This is a genomic window from Bifidobacterium saimiriisciurei, from assembly GCF_010667655.1.
GTDB classification, from domain to species: Bacteria; Actinomycetota; Actinomycetes; order Actinomycetales; family Bifidobacteriaceae; genus Galliscardovia; species Galliscardovia saimiriisciurei.
This window is the reverse complement of sequence record NZ_WHZU01000004.1, coordinates 41,491-62,985: the sequence shown is the minus strand read 5'-3', so window position 1 is coordinate 62,985 and position 21,495 is coordinate 41,491. Positions and strand designations below refer to the sequence as shown.

18 protein-coding genes and 1 riboswitch are annotated in these 21,495 nt (G+C 62.2%); of the genes, 14 read left to right on the top strand and 4 right to left on the bottom strand.

Going from position 1 to position 21,495, the window contains the following annotated elements; genetic code table 11:
- The first annotated feature begins 1 nt into the window (after position 1).
- From GFD18_RS03345 to phnX, 3 genes are all read left to right on the top strand, one after another.
- Positions 2 to 2,836: an extracellular solute-binding protein gene (locus tag GFD18_RS03345; protein ID WP_204313976.1), complete on the top strand. Its 2,835-nt coding sequence runs from the start codon at positions 2 to 4 to the stop codon at positions 2,834 to 2,836.
- An 82-nt stretch (positions 2,837 to 2,918) separates the two neighbouring features.
- On the top strand, positions 2,919 to 4,127 hold the full coding sequence (locus GFD18_RS03340) for a 2-aminoethylphosphonate--pyruvate transaminase (RefSeq protein WP_163199168.1): 1,209 nt from the start codon (positions 2,919 to 2,921) through the stop codon (positions 4,125 to 4,127).
- 235 nt (positions 4,128 to 4,362) lie between these two features.
- A complete protein-coding gene (gene phnX, locus GFD18_RS03335) occupies positions 4,363 to 5,145 on the top strand; it encodes a phosphonoacetaldehyde hydrolase (RefSeq protein WP_163199166.1) in 783 nt (260 codons plus the stop codon).
- Between the two features lie 193 nt (positions 5,146 to 5,338).
- Here phnX and GFD18_RS03330 read toward each other — a convergent pair whose 3' ends face one another.
- Positions 5,339 to 5,536, bottom strand: a complete 198-nt coding sequence (locus GFD18_RS03330; protein ID WP_163199164.1) for a hypothetical protein — start codon at positions 5,534 to 5,536, stop codon at positions 5,339 to 5,341.
- Positions 5,537 to 5,817: 281 nt separating this feature from the next.
- Positions 5,818 to 5,923, top strand: a riboswitch (TPP riboswitch).
- A 161-nt stretch (positions 5,924 to 6,084) separates the two neighbouring features.
- Between GFD18_RS03330 and GFD18_RS03325 the strand changes: the two genes are divergently transcribed.
- From GFD18_RS03325 to GFD18_RS03310, 4 genes are all read left to right on the top strand, one after another.
- Positions 6,085 to 7,437 carry a solute carrier family 23 protein gene (locus tag GFD18_RS03325; RefSeq protein WP_163199163.1) on the top strand — a complete coding sequence of 451 codons (1,353 nt, stop codon included), beginning with the start codon at positions 6,085 to 6,087 and terminating at the stop codon, positions 7,435 to 7,437.
- Between the two features lie 145 nt (positions 7,438 to 7,582).
- A complete protein-coding gene (locus GFD18_RS03320) occupies positions 7,583 to 8,710 on the top strand; it encodes a LuxE/PaaK family acyltransferase (RefSeq protein ID WP_163199161.1) in 1,128 nt (375 codons plus the stop codon).
- Entirely contained in the window at positions 8,707 to 10,245 is a 1,539-nt protein-coding gene (locus GFD18_RS03315; protein ID WP_163199159.1) for an acyl-CoA reductase, read from the top strand. The genes GFD18_RS03320 and GFD18_RS03315 overlap by 4 nt, the downstream gene beginning before the upstream one ends.
- Positions 10,246 to 10,271: 26 nt before the next feature.
- Positions 10,272 to 11,072: an SDR family oxidoreductase gene (locus GFD18_RS03310; protein WP_100511483.1), complete on the top strand. Its 801-nt coding sequence runs from the start codon at positions 10,272 to 10,274 to the stop codon at positions 11,070 to 11,072.
- Positions 11,073 to 11,096: 24 nt separating this feature from the next.
- Here the strand turns inward: GFD18_RS03310 and GFD18_RS03305 are convergent, their stop codons facing one another.
- Positions 11,097 to 12,467 carry a dipeptidase gene (locus GFD18_RS03305; protein WP_100511484.1) on the bottom strand — a complete coding sequence of 457 codons (1,371 nt, stop codon included), beginning with the start codon at positions 12,465 to 12,467 and terminating at the stop codon, positions 11,097 to 11,099.
- Between the two features lie 75 nt (positions 12,468 to 12,542).
- Between GFD18_RS03305 and GFD18_RS03300 the strand changes: the two genes are divergently transcribed.
- From GFD18_RS03300 to glnA, 4 genes are all read left to right on the top strand, one after another.
- Positions 12,543 to 13,160, top strand: coding sequence for a DUF3043 domain-containing protein (locus GFD18_RS03300; RefSeq protein WP_100511485.1), 618 nt, complete (start codon positions 12,543 to 12,545; stop codon positions 13,158 to 13,160).
- Between the two features lie 151 nt (positions 13,161 to 13,311).
- A complete protein-coding gene (locus tag GFD18_RS03295) occupies positions 13,312 to 14,811 on the top strand; it encodes an FAD-dependent oxidoreductase (protein ID WP_163199157.1) in 1,500 nt (499 codons plus the stop codon).
- Between the two features lie 108 nt (positions 14,812 to 14,919).
- Positions 14,920 to 15,639, top strand: coding sequence for a DUF4191 domain-containing protein (locus tag GFD18_RS03290; RefSeq protein ID WP_100511486.1), 720 nt, complete (start codon positions 14,920 to 14,922; stop codon positions 15,637 to 15,639).
- Between the two features lie 356 nt (positions 15,640 to 15,995).
- Positions 15,996 to 17,444: a type I glutamate--ammonia ligase gene (gene glnA / locus GFD18_RS03285; RefSeq protein ID WP_100511487.1), complete on the top strand. Its 1,449-nt coding sequence runs from the start codon at positions 15,996 to 15,998 to the stop codon at positions 17,442 to 17,444.
- A gap of 140 nt (positions 17,445 to 17,584) precedes the next feature.
- Here the strand turns inward: glnA and GFD18_RS03280 are convergent, their stop codons facing one another.
- Positions 17,585 to 17,797 carry an excisionase gene (locus GFD18_RS03280; RefSeq protein WP_163199484.1) on the bottom strand — a complete coding sequence of 71 codons (213 nt, stop codon included), beginning with the start codon at positions 17,795 to 17,797 and terminating at the stop codon, positions 17,585 to 17,587.
- A gap of 293 nt (positions 17,798 to 18,090) precedes the next feature.
- On the opposite strand from GFD18_RS03280, the gene GFD18_RS03275 reads away from it, so the two are divergent.
- The 3 genes from GFD18_RS03275 to GFD18_RS03265 all read left to right on the top strand — a co-directional run bounded on the left by GFD18_RS03275 (position 18,091) and on the right by GFD18_RS03265 (position 20,343).
- The gene (locus tag GFD18_RS03275) at positions 18,091 to 18,792 is read left to right on the top strand and encodes an antirestriction protein ArdA (protein ID WP_163199155.1); all 702 of its coding nucleotides are present in this window, start codon (positions 18,091 to 18,093) and stop codon (positions 18,790 to 18,792) included.
- A gap of 89 nt (positions 18,793 to 18,881) precedes the next feature.
- Positions 18,882 to 19,523: a hypothetical protein gene (locus GFD18_RS03270; RefSeq protein ID WP_163199153.1), complete on the top strand. Its 642-nt coding sequence runs from the start codon at positions 18,882 to 18,884 to the stop codon at positions 19,521 to 19,523.
- A 265-nt stretch (positions 19,524 to 19,788) separates the two neighbouring features.
- The gene (locus GFD18_RS03265; protein ID WP_163199151.1) at positions 19,789 to 20,343 is read left to right on the top strand and encodes a recombinase family protein; all 555 of its coding nucleotides are present in this window, start codon (positions 19,789 to 19,791) and stop codon (positions 20,341 to 20,343) included.
- A gap of 455 nt (positions 20,344 to 20,798) precedes the next feature.
- Here GFD18_RS03265 and GFD18_RS03260 read toward each other — a convergent pair whose 3' ends face one another.
- Positions 20,799 to 21,491 carry a restriction endonuclease subunit S gene (locus tag GFD18_RS03260; RefSeq protein WP_163199149.1) on the bottom strand — a complete coding sequence of 231 codons (693 nt, stop codon included), beginning with the start codon at positions 21,489 to 21,491 and terminating at the stop codon, positions 20,799 to 20,801.
- Positions 21,492 to 21,495: the final 4 nt, after the last annotated feature.

The window sequence follows — 21,495 nt, the reverse complement described above, 5'->3', positions numbered from 1 at the left end:
CATGAGCGTCGAATCCATTCAGGCCGGCAAGCAATTGCCGAACATCGCGCCTGAGATCAAAAACCACGAACCCCGCCCGATGAAGCCGCGGCAGCCCGAGCTGACCGCCCTGCTCGTCGCCGTCACCGTCATCTTCGCCATCTTCCTGGTGGTGCCGATGATCCTCGTGCTCGCCAAGTCGTTCCAGACCGGAAGCGGCGCGGCCACCATGGAGAACTACGCGGCCATCCTCGCACGGCCCGAGTTCCTCACCTCCGTGTTCAACAGCCTCAAGGTCGCCGCGGCCGCCGCCCTCGTGGCCATGCTGCTGGCGTTCCTGCTGGCCTACGCCGTCAACTGCACGAACCTGCCGCCGAAGTTCAAGAAGGCCATCGCCCTGCTCACGCAGGTGCCGATGCTGCTGCCGACCATCACGTACGGCTTCGCCATCATCTACTCATTCGGCAAGGAGGGCCTGATCACCAAGCTGTTCGGCCACCAGCTGTTCGACATCTACGGGTTCAACGGCCTGCTCATCGGCTACGTCATCTACACGCTGCCGACCTGCTTCCTGCTCATCAACAACTCGTTCCAGTTCGTCGACAAGAAGTTCATCATCGTCTCCCACATCATGGGCGACAGCCACGTCAAGACGTTCTTCATGACGACCGTGCGCCCGCTCATCGGCACGATGTGCGTGGCGTTCATCCAGAGCTTCTTCCTGAGCTTCACCGATTACGGCATCCCGACCTCCGTGGGCGGCACCTACGATGTGCTGGCCATGACGCTGTTCAACCAGATGCTCGGCTCCATCCCGAACTTCAACCGTGGCGCCGTCATCGCCGTGTTCATGCTCATCCCGTCGATCATCTCCATCATCCTGATGACGATCCTCGAGAAGTACTCAATCCGCTACTCCAAGGTCTCGCAGATCGACCTGCCGGAAGGCAGGAAGCGCGACACGTTCTGCGCCGTCGCCTCCGTGGTCGTGCTCGTGTGCGTGCTGAGCGTGTTCGCCGTGATCCTGCTCATCCCGTTCGTCGAGATGTGGCCGTTCAAGCTGAACTTCACGCTCAGCCACATCACCGGCATCTTCGCCGACTCCGAGCTGACGGCCGTGTTCACCAACTCGGTGTACGTGGCCGTGATGACCGCCATCCTCGGCTGCGTGTTCGCCTACGCCGCCGCCCTGGTGACGTCGCGCTCGAAGCTGCCGGCCGCCGCCAAGCGGTTCGTGGACTCCATCAGCTCCATCATCAACACCGTGCCGGGCATGGTGCTCGGCATCGCGTTCCTGTTCGCGTTCAGCGGCACGCCGATGCAGAACACCTTCTGGATCCTCATCATCGCGAACATGATCCACTACTTCGCCACCCCGTACCAGATGATGAAGGACTCGCTGTCGAAGATGAACGCCTCGTGGGAGACCACGGCCAAGCTCATGGGCGACAGCTGGTTCAAGACCATCGTGCGCGTGGTCACGCCGAACGCGTGGCCCACCGTGCTGCAGGTGTTCGGCTATTACTTCGTGAACGCCATGGTCACCATCTCCGCGGTGGTGTTCCTCACCGGCGCCAAGACGCAGGTCATCACCACGAAGATCTCCGCGCTCCAGCACCTCGCCAAGTTCGACGACATCTTCGCCCTGTCGCTGCTCATCCTCGTGACGAACCTCGTGGTCAAGGGCGTCATCGCCTTCGCCACCCGCAAGAAGCCGGTGAAGGTCAAGGCCACCGAGGCCGCGGCCGCCACCGTGAAGCAGGGCGCCCGCAGGACGACCGAGCAGGTCGCCGCCGGCAGCTTCGCACTGCCTCCCATCAACCCGCGTTCGCGCAACCGCAACGTGGTGACGGGCATCGCCTCCGGCGTGGCCGCCGCGATTCTCGTGGCCTTCGGCTTCGGCGCCTTCTCCGGCACCGCCGCCGCCAGCCAGCAGGTCGTCATCTACACGAACGCCGACGACGAGGCCGTGGCCGCGTTCGAGCACGCGCTCGACAACAACGGCTACAAGGGCAAGTACATCATGCAGGGCTTCGGCACCTCCGAGCTCGGCGGCAAGATGCTGGCCGAGGGCAGGAGCCTCGAGGCCGACATGATCACCATGAGCTCCTACTACGTGGACTCCGCCCAGGAGCGCAACCACATGTTCCAGCCGCTCACCGACGTGAAGTCGAGGCTGCTGAACACGAACGTGAACACCAAGGCGCCGGACTACCGCCGCCCGACCACCGCCCAGGAGGGCGCGATCTTCTACAACACCGAGGCCATCAAGCAGGCCGGCGTGCCCGTGCCGACGAGCTTCAAGGACCTCGCCGACCCGAAGTACAAGGGCCTGATCTCCGTGCCCGACATGGAGGGCTCCTCCACTGGCTGGCTCATGGTGCAGGCCATCGTGGGCGCCTACGGCACCGGCGACGAGGGCAAGCAGATCCTGACCGACATCTACAGGAACGCCGGCCCGCATCTTGAACAGTCCGGTTCCGGCCCGCTCAAGTCCGTGCGTTCGGGCGAGGTGGCCGTCGGATTCGGTCTGAGGCATCAGGCCGCGGCCGACAAGAAGAAGGGTCTGCCCATCGACTACGTGGACCCGACCGAGGGCAACTACTCGCTGACCGAATCGGTGGCGGTGCTCGACAAGGGCTCCAAGACCAATCCTCTGGCGCAGAAGATGGCGGGCGTGATCATCGACCAGGGCCGCAAGGAACTGCTCGAGACATATCCGACGCCGCTCTACCAGGGCGAGAAGGAACCGGCCAACGGCTCGAAGTATCCGAAGACCTTCGACAAGCCGCTGACGGTGGACCTGCTGCAACAGCACCAGGACTTCTCCGAGGCCTGCAAGCGCGCAGCCAAGTAGGGCTGACCCTTCGAAGGCAGCCCTCCCGCACAGCCCAACCTTTCATCCCATAATTCAACCAACCAATAGAGAAGGAACAACAATGACCAACGAATACAAGCTGCTCACCCCCGGACCGCTGACCACGACCCGAACGGTCAAGGAGGAGATGCTCTTCGACCACTGCACGTGGGACGAGGACTACCAGCAGATCACGCAGAAGATCCGCCGCCAGCTGCTCGAGCTCGCGCACTGCGATCCGCAGGAGTACACCGTCGTGGTCATGCAGGGCTCCGGCACGTTCGGCGTGGAGAGCGTGCTGACCTCGGTGGTCGGCAAGGATGAGAAGGTGCTGCTGTGCACGAACGGCGCCTACGGCGACCGTCAGGTGAAGATCTGCGAGCACGCGGGCATCGCGTACACGCAGTACGCCGAGCCGTACGACCGCATCCCGGATGCCAAGAAGGTGGCCGAGTACCTCGACGCCGATCCGTCGATCACGCATGTGTCGATGATCCACTCCGAGACCACGTCCGGACTGCTCAACGACATCCAGGCCGTGGCGAAGGTCGTCAAGGCGCACGGCAAGACGTTCATGGTGGATGCGATGAGCTCCTTCGGCGGCGTGGACATCCCGGTGGCCGACTGGGGCATCGACTTCATCGTCTCCTCGGCCAACAAGTGCATCCAGGGCGTGCCCGGCTTCAGCTTCATCATCTGCAACAAGGCGAAGCTCGAGGCCTCGAAGGGCAAGGCCCGCAGCCTGTCACTGGACCTGTGGGACCAGTGGAACACGCTGGAGAAGGCGAACGGCAAGTGGCGCTACACCTCGCCGACGCACGTGGTGCTCGCCTTCTCCAAGGCGCTTGACGAGATGTTCGAGGAGGGCGGCATCCCCGTGCGTTCGGCCCGCTACCAGCTGAACAACGACCTGCTGATCGCCCGCATGAAGGCGCTGGGCTTCTCCACGTTCCTCGCCGATCATCAGGGCCCGATCATCACGACGTTCCTCTACCCGAAGGGCACGAGCTTCGACTTCCACGACATGTACGAGTTCATCAAGGAGCGCGGCTACGCCATCTACCCGGGCAAGCTGACGAACGAGGACACGTTCCGTCTGGGCAACATCGGCGAGATCTACGCCGACGACATCGAGAAGGTTACCGAGCTGCTGGCCATGTACATGGGCGAACGCGGCCTGCTTGAGGCCGCCACCGGCTCGGCCTCCGTGCCGGCCGCCATCGCCGCCATGGACAAGGCCGGCGAGCCCATCAAGGCCGCCGCCCCCATGGGCGTCAAGCTCGCCGCCTGACCCTCCCGCTCCCCGGCCCGATCAAAACAGGCCGGGCATCAACGTGGAATCCTCTGGAGAGATTGGCACCCTTGTTCGACCGTAAGCAGCGAAGTCGTTTGCTACGCTTTGCGTAGCAAACGACGGAGCGAGGCCGAACGGCCTTGAGTGTGTCGAACAAGGGTGCCAATCTCGACTCCGGCCTACCGCGCGTTACATGACATCATCAACAAACCAGCAAAAAGGAAACATCACTATGACCAACCGTTTTGAGGCCGTCATCTTCGATTGGGCCGGCACCACCGTCGACTACGGCTGCTTCGCCCCCGTCCGCGCCTTCCAGGAGGCGTTCCGCGAGTTCGGCATCGATCCGACGATGGCGGAGACCCGCAAGCCGATGGGCATGCTCAAGCACGACCACATCAACACGATGCTGCACATGGAGCGCATCGCCCGCGCATGGGAGGACGAGCACGGCCACGCCCCCACCGACAAGGACGTGGATGACGTGTACGCGCATTTCGAGCCGAAGCTGCTGTCGATTCTGGACGGCTACACCGACCCGAAGCCGGGTGTGCTTGATGCGGTGGCCGCGCTGCGCGAGGCCGGTCTGAAGATCGGTTCGACCACGGGCTACACCGACAAGATGATGGACATCGTGGTACCGAAGGCCAAGGAGAACGGCTACGCCCCGGACTTCTGGATCAGCCCGGACGGCACGAACGGCTTCGGCCGCCCCTACCCGTACATGATCTTCAGGAACCTTGAGAAGCTGGGCGTCTCCTCCGTGCACGCGGCCGCCAAGGTCGGCGATACGCTGTCCGACATCCGCGAGGGCAAGAACGCGGGTGTGTTCACGATCGGCGTGGTCGAGGGCAGCTCGCAGCTGGCGCTGAGCCAGGAGGAGTTCGAGGCGCTGTCCGAAGCCGAGAAGGCCGAGGCCCGTGCGAAGGCGAAGGCCGCGTTCACCGAGGCCGGCGCCGACGCCGTCATCAACACGATGGCCGAGCTGCCGACCCTGATCGCCCAGATCGCCTGATTTCCCGCGACCAACCGATTTGGTGAGCACACCGGCTCCCCTGGTAACTCACCAAATCCGCCACCAAGCCGGTCGCTCACTATTTTCCGCCACGTACAGCCCGTTCCATCGGCGTGTCGCGTCCGGAAACAGTGAGCAACCGGCTTTACGTCCATATTGGTGAGTAATCGCGAGTCCTATCGGCCGCACGCTCCTATTCGCCGCGTTTCGCCCGTTCGACCGTCTCATGAATCCGGTCGATCTCGTCTTGCAGTTGTGCAATTTGCGCCGTAATGGCCTCGGCATCGGCGCCAGGCTCCCGCAGACCGCCCCGCAACTCCCCTATCTCGTCCTTGAGTCCGTCAATGCGAAGCAGCTGCATCTGCAGCTTCCGTCGAGTCTCCATGTCCATATTCCGATCTCCTTGCGTACTCCGACTCTTCCGATAATCAAAAACCCATCACCGATATTCCCGCATCGGTGCAAAAATTCCGACGAATAAACGGCATTTTCGTGCAAAAATTTAGACGACGAAATACCGTTTTCATGCAAAAATCCTGACAAATAAACGGCGCTTTCGTGCAAAAATCCTGACGAACGGTGGATGAGACGATGTCGGCGGACGGTTTTGGGCATCGATTATTCCGTGGCCGACTATTGCGTGGCGCGCGGGTTTTCGGTATCGTCTGTGGGACGGACTGACGGGGGTGCCTTCATGGCTGAGATGGGCGGAACGCCGCCCGAACCCGTTGACCTGAACAGGATAATGCCTGCGTAGGGATGTCACGCCGCATCATGCCGGCCCATGCACGCCGGTCTCGTGTGCCCACACATGCGAGGAAAGGCACCGGTCTTCGGCCTCTTGGCACCCCAATGAAACGCACGCAGCGCAAGCGACAAACACAATACGTCGCGATGCGTGACGCCGCGCGGGCCCGAAAACCGAGAGGAAGAGACTCCATGACTCAGCAATCACTGAGCCCCAAACTCACCCCGAAGAACATACTGCTGGGCTTCCAGCACGTGCTCGTCTCCAACGTCTGGCTCGATCCGGTGTTCGTCGCGGCGGCCATCGGCCTGCCGCTGGCGCTGTCGTCGAACATGGTCAACGCCATCTTCATCATCTCCGGCCTGGTCACGCTCGTGCAGGCCACGAGGCTCGTCCGCCTGCCGATCGTGCAGGGCCCGTCGGCCGCGTTCGACGCGCTGATGATCGCCGCCGGCACCGCGGGCTCGCTCGCCGCGGCCGGCACGTCCATCTTCATCGCCTCGCTGATCTTCCTGGTGCTGTGCCTCACGCGCGTCATCGAGAACCTGCGGTTCCTGTTCGCGCCCATCGTCTCCGGCGTCATCATCTTCCTCGTGGGCGTCTCGCTCTCCGGCTTCACGCTCAGCGAGTTCCTCGGCGGAGCGCCCGGCGACAAGGGCTTCGCCGATCCGAAGGTGCTGGCCGTCTCCATCCTCACCACCGTGCTCGTGGTGGTGCTCTCGCAGTTCGGCAAGGGTCTGTGGCGTTCGCTCTCGTATCTGATCGCACTCGTGGCCGGCACCGCCCTGGCCATCGCCTTCGGCCTGTCCGACTTCTCCGGCGTGGCCTCCAAGCCGTGGATCGGCCTGCCCACGTTCATGCCGTACGGCGGCTTCACGTTCGATGCCGCCATCTTCGTGCCGTTCTTCATCGCCTACATGGTGGCCGTCATGGAGGCGCTGGGCGTCTACCAGGCCGCCACGGAGATCCAGGGCACGAAGCTGGAGAACAAGCAGGTGCGTTACGGTCTGGCCGGCGAGGCGGCCGGTTCGGCGCTCTCGTCGCTGATCGGCGGCTTCACCACCACCGCCTACCCGCAGAACGTGGCGCTGCTCAAGGTGACGGACGAGGGCAAGACCCGCACCCGCGTGCCGGTGATCATCGCCGGCGTGATCTTCGTGGTGCTGGGCTTCATCCCCAAGGCCGGCGCCGTGCTTTCGCTCATCCCCTCACCGGTCATCGGCGGCATCTTCCTGCCGGCCGCGGCCAGCCTCATCTCCACCGGCTTCAACACGCTGCGCAAGGTGGAGTCCACCGAACGCAATCAGGTGGTCATCGGTCTGTCGCTGCTGCTGGGCATCGCCCTGCCGAGCGCGTTGAGCGGCCTCGAGGGCGGCGCACACGTGTTCTTCTCGAACAGCATCCTCGTCGGTGCGTTCGCCGTGGTCATCCTCAAGCTGCTGCTCATCGACCTGCCGAATCTCGTCGCCAGGAAAACCGGCAAGACCACTGCCAAGGCGGCTGCCGAAACGACTGATGCCGGCGACGGCGCCGAGACCAAGTAGTCTCACCCATTTAGAATCGGTATCAGACGATAGCCGATATCCCATGTCACAAGGCATATGGAACAGGCGCGGACGGAAGCATCGTTCGCGCCTGTTCCATATGTCCGTATAGCAGGCCCGGCAGCCCCCAAGGAAAGGACCCATCATGCCCATACAGCCAGTCGTCTCCCCCACCCGTGAAACCGTCAAGCAGGCGGTTTTGGATTTCATCAATCGTTACGGCTGCAATCAGGTTCCCGACGAGGCGTTCGACAGGCTCGCCCGCCTGATCTTCGCCTTCCAGTTCGCCAACAACGCGCCGTACCGCGCCTACTGCACGTCGAAGCGCGTGACGCCGCCGACGCTCGACAGCTGGTCGTCGATTCCGCCGATGCCGGTGGACGGCTTCAAGATGCTCACGCTCACGTCCACGCCGGAGGCCGACTGCGAGGCCGTGTTCACGACGAGCGGCACCACGCGCCCCGGTCAGAAGGGCCGCAATTTCCATCCCGACCTCGAGGTCTGGGATGCGTCGATGATCGGCCCGTTCCGTCATTTCATCCTGCCCGACCGCGAGCGCATCCGCATCGGCGTGATCTCGCCGGCGTGGGATATGAACGAGCATTCGTCGCTGTCGCGGTATCTGACGCGCGCGCTTGAGCAGTGCGGCGCCGAGGGCAGTGACTACTTCTTCCACGAGAAAGGACTGGAGTTCGATCGCATCGAACGATTCCTCGAGCAGGCAGTGACGGACGATGTGCCGGTGATGCTGATGGGCGCGTCGTCGGCGTACTGGTATCTGCTGGAGCATCTGCGCGAGTCGGGCCGTACGTTCGTTCTGCCGGACGATTCCCGCCTGTTCGATACGGGCGGTTTCAAGAGCACGAAGACGGGCATCACCGTGGATGACATGTATGCGATGTTCGCCGACGTGTTCGGCGTGGACCGCACGCACTGCGTGAACATGTACGGCATGACGGAACTGAGCTCGCAGATCTACGATCAGAATCTGCTGTCGTACTACACGGATGGTTCGGTCAATACGCTGAAGGCCACGCCGGCGTGGGTGCGTTCGGTCATGCTGGATCCGCAGACGCTGACGCCGGTGGCCGACGGCGAGACCGGTGTGATCGCGCATTATGATCTTGCGAACTGGAATTCGTGTCTGGCGATTCTCACCGAGGATCTGGGTGTGCGCTCGGCGGATGGCTATCGTCTGCTGGGTCGTGCGAAGGGCGCGGAGGCGCGTGGCTGCTCCATCACGGTGGACGAGGTCATGGCGGCGAACGCATGAGCGGCGACGGCGTCTCCGTTGGCGGCAATGTCGTCGATAACGCCGATATCGTCGATGTCTTCCATGCTCCGGCCGGTTTTTCGTTTACTGCGTTCGATACACGCGAAATCACGACGCCCGATGGACCTGTGTCGCTGCGGTATCCGCGTCTTGACGCCGATGTGATTCATGCGTTGTGCGATGACGTTCGGAAGAACCGCAATGATTGTCTTGCTTCCATGCCCGTGAACGACATCATCGACGTGTTGGCGAAGGCCGTGGAACTGTGGACGGACCCCGATTATCCGCTGCGTCGTCTTGCCGAACGGCTGGTCCCGGCGATCACCGGCTACGACGCGGATATGACGCGGATCGAGCTCAAACGCTATATGCGCATGTTCCGTCGTCGCGAGCTGCTGAGGTTCGTGGACGACGACCTGCCGTGTCCGCAGATGCTGGACGAGTACCGTCCGAACAGGTCCGGCGGCTATACGCGACTGTATGGTCCGGACCTCTCGTTCCACGTGTTTTCAAGCAACGTGCCGGGGATTCCGGTGTGGAGCATGACGATGGGCCTGCTGGTCAAAAGCGGTATCGTCGGCAAGTCGTCGTTCGACGAGCCGCTGATGCCGGTGCTGTTCGCGAAGTCGATTCGCGAGGTCGACCCCGAACTGGCGGATGCGATCGCCGTGGTGCCGTGGAAGGGCGGGACGCAGCCGTTGGAGGACGCTGCCATCGGGGAGGCGAACGCGGTCATCGTCTATGGTTCCTCGCATACGACGGAGCTGCTGCGTCCGAAGGTGGCGGAGGGCAAGCCGTTCCTCAGCTATGGTGCGCGCATCGGGTTCTCGCTTGTCGGCCGGGAGTCGCTGCGTGCGGATTGCTACGAGTCCACGATTCATCGCATGGCGGTGGATGTGGCCACGTACGACCAGCAAAGCTGTCTGGCCGCGCAGACGGTGTTCGTGGAACGTGGCGGCGTGCTGGCTCCGCATGAGACGGCCGAGCTGCTGGCCCATGAATTGGAGTCCCAGCAGCGCAAGTACCCGCGGTCCACGCCCACGCAGGAGGAGTCGCTGGCCATCCGGCGCGTGCGCTCCTCCGTGGAGATGATGTCGCTGTTCGCCGGCGGCCCCGGCACGGGCATGGCCGACGACGGTTCCGGACCGTTCGTCATCGCGTCGCCGAATGGCACCGACTGGACGGTGCTGCACTACCCGGATGCGGCGTCATTGCCCACGCCGGCCTCCCCGTTGAACCGCACCATCACCGTGGTGGCGGTCGATGATCTCGCCGATGCCCTGCCGGTGATGGCACCGTACCGCCAATGGCTCCAGTCGTGCGGCGTGGCCGTGGACAGCACGCGGCTGTTCCCGCTGGCGCAGCGGGTGGGAGAACTAGGCATCGACCGCATATGCCCGGTCGGTGAAATGAACCGCGCCAAGTCGGGATGGCATCATGACGGCGGATTCAACCTGCTCGACCTGGTGCGTGCGGTGGACGTGGAACGCGGCACCGACCGGTTCGCCGACTCCTTCGACGACGACTTCGAATAACAACGATACATTTCGGGAGCATCATCATGACAACAGCATCATCCCCGACCCTGCCCCTCGCCGGCAAGGCGGCGATCGTCACCGGCGCAAGCCGTGGCATCGGCGCGGCCATCGCCAGACGGTTCGCCGAGCTCGGCGCGGCCGTGGTCATCGACTATCTGAGCAACGACGAGCGCGCCCTCGCCACGGCCACGGCCATCGAACGGGAGACCGGCGCCGAAGGCCGCGTGGCCGTGTTCAGGGCGGATGTGCGCGACGAGGAGCAGGTCCGTGCGCTGGCGGCGTTCACCGAGGAGACGTTCGGCGGCGTGGACATCCTCGTCAACAACGCGCTGAGCCATTATTCGTTCGACCCGCGCCAGCGCCGCACGTTCGACGGCATTTCGTGGGACGACTACCGCGAGCAGATCGACGGCTGCCTGCGCGGCGCCTACAACACATGCGCCGCCTGCCTGCCGCGGATGCGCAGGCAGGCCGGCGGCGCGATAGTCAACGTGTCGAGCAACCTCGTCGACGCGCCGATCGTGCCATACCACGATTACACGGCGGCAAAGGGGTCGCTCGTGGGATTCACCCGTTCGCTCGCCCAGGAGCTGGGCAAGTGGGGCATCCGCGTGAACGCCGTGGCGGCGGGGCTCACCGTCGGCACGGATTCGAGCCGCGCCACCACGGAGGACGTGCGCGAGCGCATCGTGGCGATGACGCCGCTGGGACGTCTCGCCACCGCCGACGACATCGCCGGGGCCGTGGTGATGCTGGCCGGCGACGACGCCGCGTTCATCACCGGCCAGACCCTGCACGCCGACGGCGGCCTGGTGATGCGCTAGGACCGCGATGGAGCCGGCCGGAACCTACTTCGCGAGCTTGGCGAGGATGAGTGCCTCGGCGAGGATGTTCTTCCTCAGGCTCGGCAGGTCGATGGACTCGTTGGGGCTGTGCGCATTGGCCTTCGGGTCCTCGGGGCCGGTGACGAGCACCTGGGCGCCGGGGAAGATGCGCTGCAGTTCGGGGATGAACGGGATGGATCCGCCCTCGCCCTTGTTGGCCGGCTCGGTCTCGAACGCCTCGGCGAGCGCCTCCTCGGCGTCCTTCACGACGGTGCTGTCCGGGTCCATGGCCCAGCCCTGGCCGTTCTCCAATGGTTCGACGCTCACTTCGGCGCCGAACGGCGCGTGGGCGACGAGGAAGTCGGCGAGCGCCTGCTGCGCCTCGGCCGGCTTCTGGTTGGGCGAGGTGCGCATGGAGAGGCGGAACCGTGCGGAGTCGGCGATCACGTTGAAGGAGCCGTCGACCGGGTGGGCGTCGAAGCCGATGACGGTGACGGAGGGCTTGGTCCACAGTCGGGAGGCGAGCGAGTCGGTGCCGGCGAGACGGTAGCCGTCCACGATGGCGGCGTCGGCGCGCAGCGAGGCCTCGTCGAGATCGCGCTGCAGGCCGCCGATGGGCTCCTCGGAGGCGACGCCGGGCACCACGAGGCTGCCGTTCTCGTCGTACATGGAGGCGATGAGCATGGAGGCGAGCGTGTTGGCGTCGAGGATCGGGCCGCCGAACTGGCCGGAGTGCACGGGATGTCCGAGCACGCGCACGGTCACGTCCACGCAGGTGTTGCCGCGCAGCGACGTGGTGAGCGAGGGGATTTCGGCGGACCAGTTGCCCGAATCGGCCACGATGATCACGTCGGAGTCGAATTCGTCCCTGTGGGCCTCGATGAACGGGATGAAGCTGGGCGAGCCCATCTCCTCCTCGCCTTCGATGAACACCTTGATGTTCACGCCGAGGTCGTCGCCGAGCGCGTGCAGGGCGCCGGAGTGGATGGCGATGCCGCCGCCGTCGTCGGCTGCGCCGCGGCCGTAGAGTCGGCCGTCGTCCTTGGTGGTGGCGACGAACGGTTCGGTCTCCCATTCGGCCGGGTCGGGCACGGGCTGCACGTCGTGGTGGGCGTACAGCAGCACGGTCGGGGCTTCGGGGTTCACGATGCGGGAGCCGACGACCTCCCATGCGCCGGGTGTGCCGTCGGGGTTCGTGGACTGCACGACGCGGGCGTCGACGCCCTCCTTGCGCAGCAGGTCGGCCACGAATTCGGCGGAGCGCTTCATGTGCTCGCCGGTGATGCCCTTGGCGGAGACCGATCCGAGCGCGATCTTGTCGCTCAGCGCGGCCACCACGCGCTTCCAGTCGTCGTCGATGCGCGCGCGGAGCTCCTCCACGGTGATGTCCGTCATTGCAACCTCCTTCGATAGGTGTTCGGCATTGGCAATCAAGCCGAATGAGTCTAGGCGTCACCGTAACCTGTTCGCATGACATGGAACCCCTTCAAACGTTCAGAAGACAAGGAAAAGAGCGAGGAATCCCCCGCCGCGGCCGAGACGAAGCCGAATAACGGCAAGAAGAACCGTCCGACCCCGAAGATGAAGGACGCGCAGGCGGCGAAGATCCGTCCGCTGGTGCCGAAGGACCGCAAGGCCAGCAACAAGGTCGCCAAGGCGAAGCTGCGTGAGAAGCAGGATTCGGAGTACGCCGCCATGAAGAGCGGCGACCTGGCCCATATGCCGAAGTCGGAGCGCATCGACTACCGCATCTACATCCGCGATTATGTTGACGCCCGCTGGAACCTGGCCGAGTTCATGATGCCGTTCGTCATCATCATGCTGGTCGCCTCGATGTTCATCACGTCGACGAACCCGCAGATCACGTGGCTGCTCATGCTGGTGATGTACGCCTACTTCTTCGCGGCGATCATTGACATCGCCATCATGTGGCATGGCCTGAAGAAGAAGCTCATCGCCAAGTACGGCGAGAAGTCCGTGGCCAAGGGCACGCGTTCGGCCAGCTACGCCTGGTCGCGTTCCATGCAGATGCGTCGCTGGCGTCTGCCCCGCCCGCGCAACCAGAAGCGCGGCGTGTGGCCGGAATGATGAAACGGAGCGTATGAGCGAGAACGCCGATGCCCGGCGAATTATGCTGGGTATCGGCGTTTTTTCATGACCGGACGTCATCAGGCGTCATTCGTTCACGACCATATCAATACATATACATTCGAATACATTCGAATAAGGGGGTTCCATCATGACGGGCATCACTGCCGAGGAGAACGCGATGGATTATGACGTCGTCATCGTGGGCGCGGGGCCCGGCGGATATTCCGCCGCCCTGCGCGCCGCCGAACTGGGATTGAAGGTCGCGCTCGTCGAAAGGGACGAGAGGCCGGGCGGCACCTGCCTGAATCGCGGGTGCATTCCCACGAAAGCGCTCATCACCGCTGCGCGCAGCGTCGAGACCGGCCGTCACGCCTCGCGCTACGGCATCGACATGTCGGTCAACGGCATCGATTTCGGCGCGCTGCGCGACTACCGCCGGGGCACGGTGCACACCGTCGTCGAGGGGCTTTCCGGCCTGCTTCGCTTCCGCGGCGTCGAGATGGTCCATGGCGAGGTGCGCGGCGTCGCCCGCGCGAACGGCGGGGAAGACGATGCCGCCGCATACGCCGTCGACGTCACATTGCGGTCCGGCGGGGAAGGCGAATCCCGGACCCTGCTCGCCCGTCACGTGGTCGTGGCCACCGGCTCGCGGCCCCGTCCGTTGCCCGGCATCCCCTTCTCCCAGAGCGTCATCAACTCCGACACCGCATTGGAGCTCAACGAGTTCCCGAACGACGTCATCATCATCGGATCGGGGGCCATCGCCCTGGAGTTCGCCTCGCTGTGGAACGCCGCCGGCAGCCACGTCACATTGCTGGCCCGCAAAAACGGCGTGCTGTCGAACTGGGACCGCCGCACCAGCGCCACGATGACGCGCGAGCTCAAGCGCCGCGGCATCGACGTGGTCACCAAGGCCTCGGTGACCGGCATCGACACCGGCGTGAACCTCGGCGCCGCGGTGCATTACCGGGTCGACGCCGACAGGACGGACGAGGAAAGGACCGCGGCCGCGCAGATCGTGCTGGTCGCGATAGGCCGCGACCCCAACACGGACGCCCCATGGTTCGATTCCCTTGGCCTGGCCCGCGATGATTCGGGATACGTTCGCGTGGACGGGCTCGGTCGCACGAACCTGGCAGATATATGGGCGGTCGGCGACATCACCGGCGGCTATCAGCTCGCCCACCGCGCATTCGAACAGGGCATCGTCGTGGCGGAGGCCATCGCGGGCCTCGACCCCGAACCCGTGCGCGAGGAGACGATTCCGCGCGTGGTGTTCTCCTCCCCCGAGGCCGCGGCCGTGGGCCTGACCCGCACGCAGGCCCAGGCCGACGACCGCTATGACGACGTGACCGAGACCATATATCCGATGATGGGCAACGCCCGCACGCTGATGACCGGCGAGAACGGATCGGTCACGGTAATCGGCGCGGTGCCGGCCGACGAGCCCGAGTCGCGCCACGTCATCGTCGGCGTGCACATGGTCGGACCGGAGGTCAACGAGCTGGCGGGCGAGGCCGAGCAGCTCGTCGGCAACGCGGTGCCTCTCAGCCGTGCGGCACGCCTGATCCATCCGCATCCCACGTTCGGCGAGGCATTGGGAGAGGCGCTGCTCAAGGCGGACGGCCGGCCGCTGCATATGCGCTGACCGGGGCCGGCACCAAGGCCGAAGGCGCCATTTGGCAGAAAACCAAGTACACTGGTTGTCCAGCAATTGTCTCAACGACCCCGACAACGCTCTATATAAAAGGACATCATGGCAGAGAAGAAAGAACAGAAGCCGAAGAAGCAAGGCACCATCAGCCAGATCATCCAGATCTACAAGTTCACCGCCCAGGACGACAAGCAGCTGCCGTTCCTCATCGCCGGTGCCATTGTGATCCCGATCGTCGCCGCCGTCATCGTCGCGGTCCTCTGGTTCTCCTGGATCACCGACATCTTCACCATCATCCTCGGCGTCATGGTGGGCCTGCTGTTCGGCACGCTGGTGCTCACCCGCCGCGCCGACAAGGTCGGCTTCCGTCAGATGGACGGACGCCCCGGCGCCACCGGAGCCATCCTGAACAACATCACCAAGGGCGGATTCTCGTTCCCGCAGGAGCCCGTGTGGGTCGATGCCAAGACCAAGGACGCCATCTGGCGCGGCACCGGCCGCACCGGCGTCTACCTGGTGGGCGAAGGCGAGTACGGTCGCGTGATGAAGGCCATCGACAAGGAGGAGGCCAAGGTCAAGCGCATCACCCGCGGCTCCGACATCCCCGTCATCAAGATCTGCGTCGGCCACGGCGAGAAGCAGGTTCCGCTGGACAAGCTGCAGAAGACCGTGATGAAGCAGAAGGTCAAGCTCACCAAGTACGAGCTCGACGAGCTGAACTCCCGTCTGAAGACCCTGCAGGCCAAGAACACGATGGGCATGCCCAAGGGCATGGACCCGAGCAGGATGCACGTCAGCCGCCGCGCGATGCGAGGCAGGTGACCCGTCCCTTCCGCGGTTCGGTCTCGCATCGCGGAAGATTCATTTCATAGGAATGTCGGTAATGCACGAAATGTGACATTACCGACATTTTTCGTATTCGGCCCTCCAGGCGGCATCATCACCGTCGGAACGCATCTTTCGGAACCGGCATCGAACGCTTTATCCGGCGATCACGTCACATGGCGCGGCATCACGGGGAACCTCTCAAACGATTGTCAAGGTCATATCAAATACTGACACACACTTTTTCCCTGTTTTTCTCTTCGCGAAACATTCTCGTAACCCAACGGCACCCTGCGGGAAATATCCGAGAGTACATTCTTCATACGTAAGTTCTCACGAATAAAGGAGCGATTGTGGCAGAGAATAAGATTTTCGCCCACACGCCTGAAGAAGTCGAAGCGCTGATCAACAAGGAAGGCATCGAGTATGTCTCCGTCCGCTTCACCGACCTCATCGGCGTCCAGCAGCATTTCACCGTGCCTGCCAGCGAGTTCACCGACAACGCCTTCACCGACGGCATGCCGTTCGATGGCTCTTCGGTGCAGGGCTTCCAGGCCATCAACGAGTCCGATATGAAGCTGGTTCCCGATGTGACCACCGCTTACGTCGACCCGTTCCGCAAGCACAAGACCCTCAACGTGGCCTTCTCCATCGTCGACCCGCTGACCGACGAGCCGTACTCGCGCGATCCGCGTCAGGTCGCCGCCAAGGCCGAGGCCTACCTGAAGTCCACCGGCATCGCCGACACCGCCTCCTTCGCTCCTGAGGCCGAGTTCTTCATCTTCGACAAGGTGCGCTTCGAGAACAACATGCAGCGCTCCTTCTACGAGGTGGACTCCATCGAGGCTCCGTGGAACTCCGGCGTCGACACCGAAGAGGACGGCACTCCGAACATCGGCTTCAAGAACCGTGTGAAGCGCGGCTACTTCCCGGTCCCGCCGATCGACCACTACCAGGATCTGCGCGACGACATGGTCGCCAACCTGCAGAAGGTCGGCCTGCAGCTCGAGCGCTCCCACCACGAGGTCGGCGGCGCTGGCCAGCAGGAGATCAACTACCGCTTCAACACCCTGCAGCACGCCGGCGACGACCTGATGAAGTACAAGTACGTCGTTCACGAGACCGCCTTCCTCAACGGCAAGTCCGTGACCTTCATGCCGAAGCCGATCGCAGGCGACAACGGCACCGGCATGCACTGCCACCAGTCCCTGTGGAAGGACGGCAAGCCGCTGTTCTACGACGAGAAGGGCTACGGCGGGCTCTCCGACCTCGCTCGCTGGTACATCGGCGGCCTGATCAAGCACTCCTCCTCCGTGCTTGCCTTCACCAACCCGTCGCTGAACTCGTACCACCGTCTGGTTCCGGGCTTCGAGGCTCCTGTCAACCTGGTGTACTCCGCCCGTAACCGCTCCGCCGCCATCCGTATTCCGCTGGCCGGCACCTCCCCGGCTTCGAAGCGCATCGAGTTCCGCGCTCCGGATCCGTCCTGCAACCCGTTCCTCGCCTTCTCCGCCCAGCTCATGGCCGGTCTCGACGGTATTCTCAACCACATCGAGCCCCCGGAGCCGGTCGACAAGGACCTCTACGAGCTTCCTCCGGAAGAGCACGCCGGCATCAAGCAGGTTCCGAGCTCTCTGGCCGAGGCCATGGACGCCCTCGAAGAGGATCACGACTTCCTCTCCGCCGGCGACGTCTTCACCGAGGACCTCATCGAGACGTGGATCGACCTCAAGCGCGGCGAAATCGACCAGGCCCGTCTGGCCCCGACCCCGCTCGAGTACGAGCTCTACTACCACATCTGAGTTTTAGGGCTCAGAAACGTTGGAATGACGCCATTCTGATTCCAGTGGGAGTCAAATGGGAGTCATTCGGCGTAGAAAAAGACCTTGTGAAACTTGGTTTCACAAGGTCTTTTCATTTGCCTACGCGACACGCCGATTGACTACCGTCGGCGCTCAGGCAATGCAGCAACCCACGAATCGAGATCAGTTCGACGGACACGTATCGTGGCCTCCCCCGCTTCACAGCTACGCAGTTCGTTACGCCGGATGGCGCTGCGTACCACGCGAACGGGGATGCCGCTCAGCCCGGCCGCTTCGGAAACGGTCAGTGTGAGTTTTTCGTTTATGGGAATATGCGGGATGACACTGGGCATGTCGTAACCGACCAATCACTCGAAGTTGAGTGGGATGCGCTACGACGTCATGCTGTAGCGCGTCCAATGAAGCCTACGTGCTCCTGTGCGTTTTGCTGTGTATGTTGATGGCCGTCAGGCCCTTTGTGTAAGCATCACATTACCGTGAAAACGGGCTGCACGTGGCTTATTTACGGAAATACATATGACTGCCACATCCGTAGCACGATTCCTTCACATCAGGTGCATATTGATGGAAGCGGCCTGAAGGCCGCCGGGGGTCCTTCCGAAGCATCCAAACCAAGGAGGACATCATGCCATCATCACAATCAACCGTCGCATCTCTCCGTCTCGTCCCATACGAAATCCGCGTGTACGTCGCCAACCTCGCCGCCTATAACGCAGGCATGATGCGAGGCGATTGGATCACGCTGCCAGTATCGCAGACTGATCTCGACGACTTTCTTGATGAGCACGTCTACCAATGGCACGGTGCCGACGACGAATACGCGATCCACGACTATGAGCAGGATGGTCTTCTCGCGCGGCTTGATTGGAAGGTTTACGAGTATCAGGATCTTGACGAGCTCAACGCACTGGCAACGCTGGCGAAAGAACGCTTGACGACCGACGAAGACTGGGACCGACTCGGGCTGGCCATCGACTACTGCCTTCCCGGTTCAGCGGACGCGGTGACGCTGTGCAACGCCATCCTCCAGCTCGATGACGTGGCCTATTCACCGTACGATCTTCCAGACAATGTGACCGTCGAGAACACGCCAGACCGTGAAGAACGCTACGGATACGACAAAATCAACCGCGATCCCGACGTGCGTCGCGCGATTCTCGACGGAGGTCTCGACTGCTATTTCGATTTCGCGAAATACGGCAGAGACGACGTTGCATCGGGGTACGTAGAACTCGGTGACTACGGCTGGCTCGATTGCTCGCAACCGGTGCCGGACGCAGACAAGTACAGCCGCTACGAGGTACTCGACGCAGCCGGATTAGGCTGAAAACGCACGGCTGAGACTCCTGAAAACGCCGGCATAGCCGGCGCGGATGTTGATGCGACCAACAAAAGTCACTTCGACAAGGAGAAGCCATGACCGTCATAACCATCGAGAAAAGCGACATCACCGCGACAGCGAAGGGAGCCCCGACACAGGCGAAACTGGACACTGAGATGAAGCTACTCGGCGAGCGGCTGACAGCCGAAGACCGGGCTGAAGCCCTTGCCAAGTACCTGCGTCCCGCGTTCACGGATTGGCTGGCAGCGCTGCGCGAACAGCGACCGGACATCGTCACCAAGCGCGACGTGATCCGCATGTCCACGGCCATTCGGATGCAGCTTGCAGTACGTGACGCGCTCATCGTCACAGTCATCGACGACACATTGGGTGTCGATGACATGTTGGCATACGCGACCGACCCAAGGTCTGAACGTGCCCGCGAAGGCATGACCGCGCTGCTTACTCGCGCCTTCAAGGACCCGGACGCACGTATCAACAGCGAACGACTCAATTGCGCGTTGAAGACGCTGGACACGATGGCCGGATGGCCGAGAGCCTACGCCGTTCAGCCACATGCGGCAATGGGCTATCTCACATGGCTCGCAGGCCGTGACACAGCCGAACCGGTCCGGCACGCGATGACCGCGCTACTGATCGATCAAGACTGCACACTCGCCGCGATAGTGATGAGTGTGTGCAGTCGCGGCATCAGCCCGGCCTGCGTGCATGACTGAACAACCCTATAGCCCCGCCGTAAGGCGGGGTTTTGTTTTCCGAATTACGTTCGCAAAACGGCGAAGAAGACGGCCACATGCTGAAGGCCGGTAAAGCGGGCACATGACTTGCCGTTTCGCGTTGCCGAAATCGAATCTGCCGAAATACAGCCGCGCAACGGTTAAAACGGCAACCGCACCACAAGGCCCCGAGCATGGGACAGCGAGCACATCGAAGGTAAAATGAGAATAGTTATCAATAATGCCGCGCTGCAAGGAGGAAGATATGAAAATCGGCTACGCACGAGTCTCGACACTTGACCAGAACCCGCAGCTTCAGCTCGACGCGCTGCAAGCCGATGGCTGTGACCGTATCTTCACCGACGAGGGCGTTTCCGGCTCAAAGGCGCACAGGCCGCAGCTCGATGCGGCGTTGGACCATCTGCGTGAGGGCGACACGCTCGTGGTGTGGCGTCTCGACAGGCTTGGACGCAACACACGCAATCTTCTGGATCTCGTTGACCGTATCCACAACAAGGGAGCCGAGCTGAAGAGTCTTCACGAGAGCATCGATACGAACTCGGCGAACGGCAAATTGGTGTTCACGCTTATGGCGGCGTTGGCGGAGTTTGAGCGTTCACTTGTCATCGAGCGAACGAAGGCCGGTCTGGCAGCTGCGCACGCTTCAGGGAAGGGCGGCCGGAAACCGAAGCTCAGTGAACAGCAGCGTGAGGACGTCCGTCTGCTGCGGTCACGCGGTCGAACGTTGCATTCTCTGGCGGAAAGCTATAACGTCGGAATTTCGACGATCCGACGTGCGCTGGAAGGCGACGGCCGGTAATCACAAGAAAGAACCACGTGGTGGCAGCGGGCAGCGCAAGGGTAAAGGTTCCCGTTCGGGCTTCCGGTTCTCGAAAACATGTAACCAGAACCGAGTTAGGAACCTCCTGAATCGTTGGAATTTCAACGTTTCTGCTATTCAGGTTCCCAAGTTCCTGTTCCTTACCTCCTTAAAGTATATAAAGTGGGGAACAGCGTAAAAACATATGATTATTCGATATATAGGGAGAATCGCACGATTTTCGGGAACCTAGGAACCTCTATCACATCATGGTGCTGCAACCGTTGATATTTCAACGTTCTTAGCGAGTTCCTGTTATTAATTCCCTCGTAAACGGCCAGGAACCAGTTGCCGGTAAACGGGAACCACGCCGCACCCCCATGTTGTCTTCGCACGTTGTGCTTGCGCCCACTACTGCGTGGATCGCACGACAGTGGGCGCAAGTACAACAACAATCAGGAAGCTGCTGCGAACCGTTCTCCGATCAATGACCTGAACTCAGCGACTTTTTCGACAATCCGCTGCTGCTCGGCAAGCGGAGGAACAGGCACTACAATAACTCCCATTCGTTCCTGGCTTAGCTTGGGTTGCGCGGTGCCAGTTACATACGGGTAGAGTGAGATGGAATTAACATATATCGAGCAGTACTCCAATAATGTCTCTGAAACCGCATCAAGCACATGGGCGTGATTATTGACCCAGTATTTTCCCCTTGCGATAAAAGCTATAGGGGATGAACGATTGATGAGGTTCGCTCCATCTTCTCCAATTAAAAGCAATGGTTTGGCAAACAAATACTTATCTACTTGGTCGATTATCCCCGACGCCCCGTAATAATCGTATTTTTTTGTTAGTTTCTTTCTTATATTTGAGGACAATGGGATGCGTTCAGAATCACGATTAAACAATACATTGTTAAATCTCGCCCATGTCCAGCTGTCGGGAATATCGAATGGAATCTCGTCGTCGATGCAAACAGCCGCGTTCTTACCGTGGGTTTCGAACCAGTGTCCGGCGGAGTCACGATGGATGGTGCTTTCGCCGCCTTTGATCGGTTTGATCTTCTTTTCGGCGACGAGTTGGCGACGCTCCTCGTGGATGTGTTCCACGAGTTCGGAGCCGGTTCCTTCAGCAGGGTCTTGTGGCACGAGG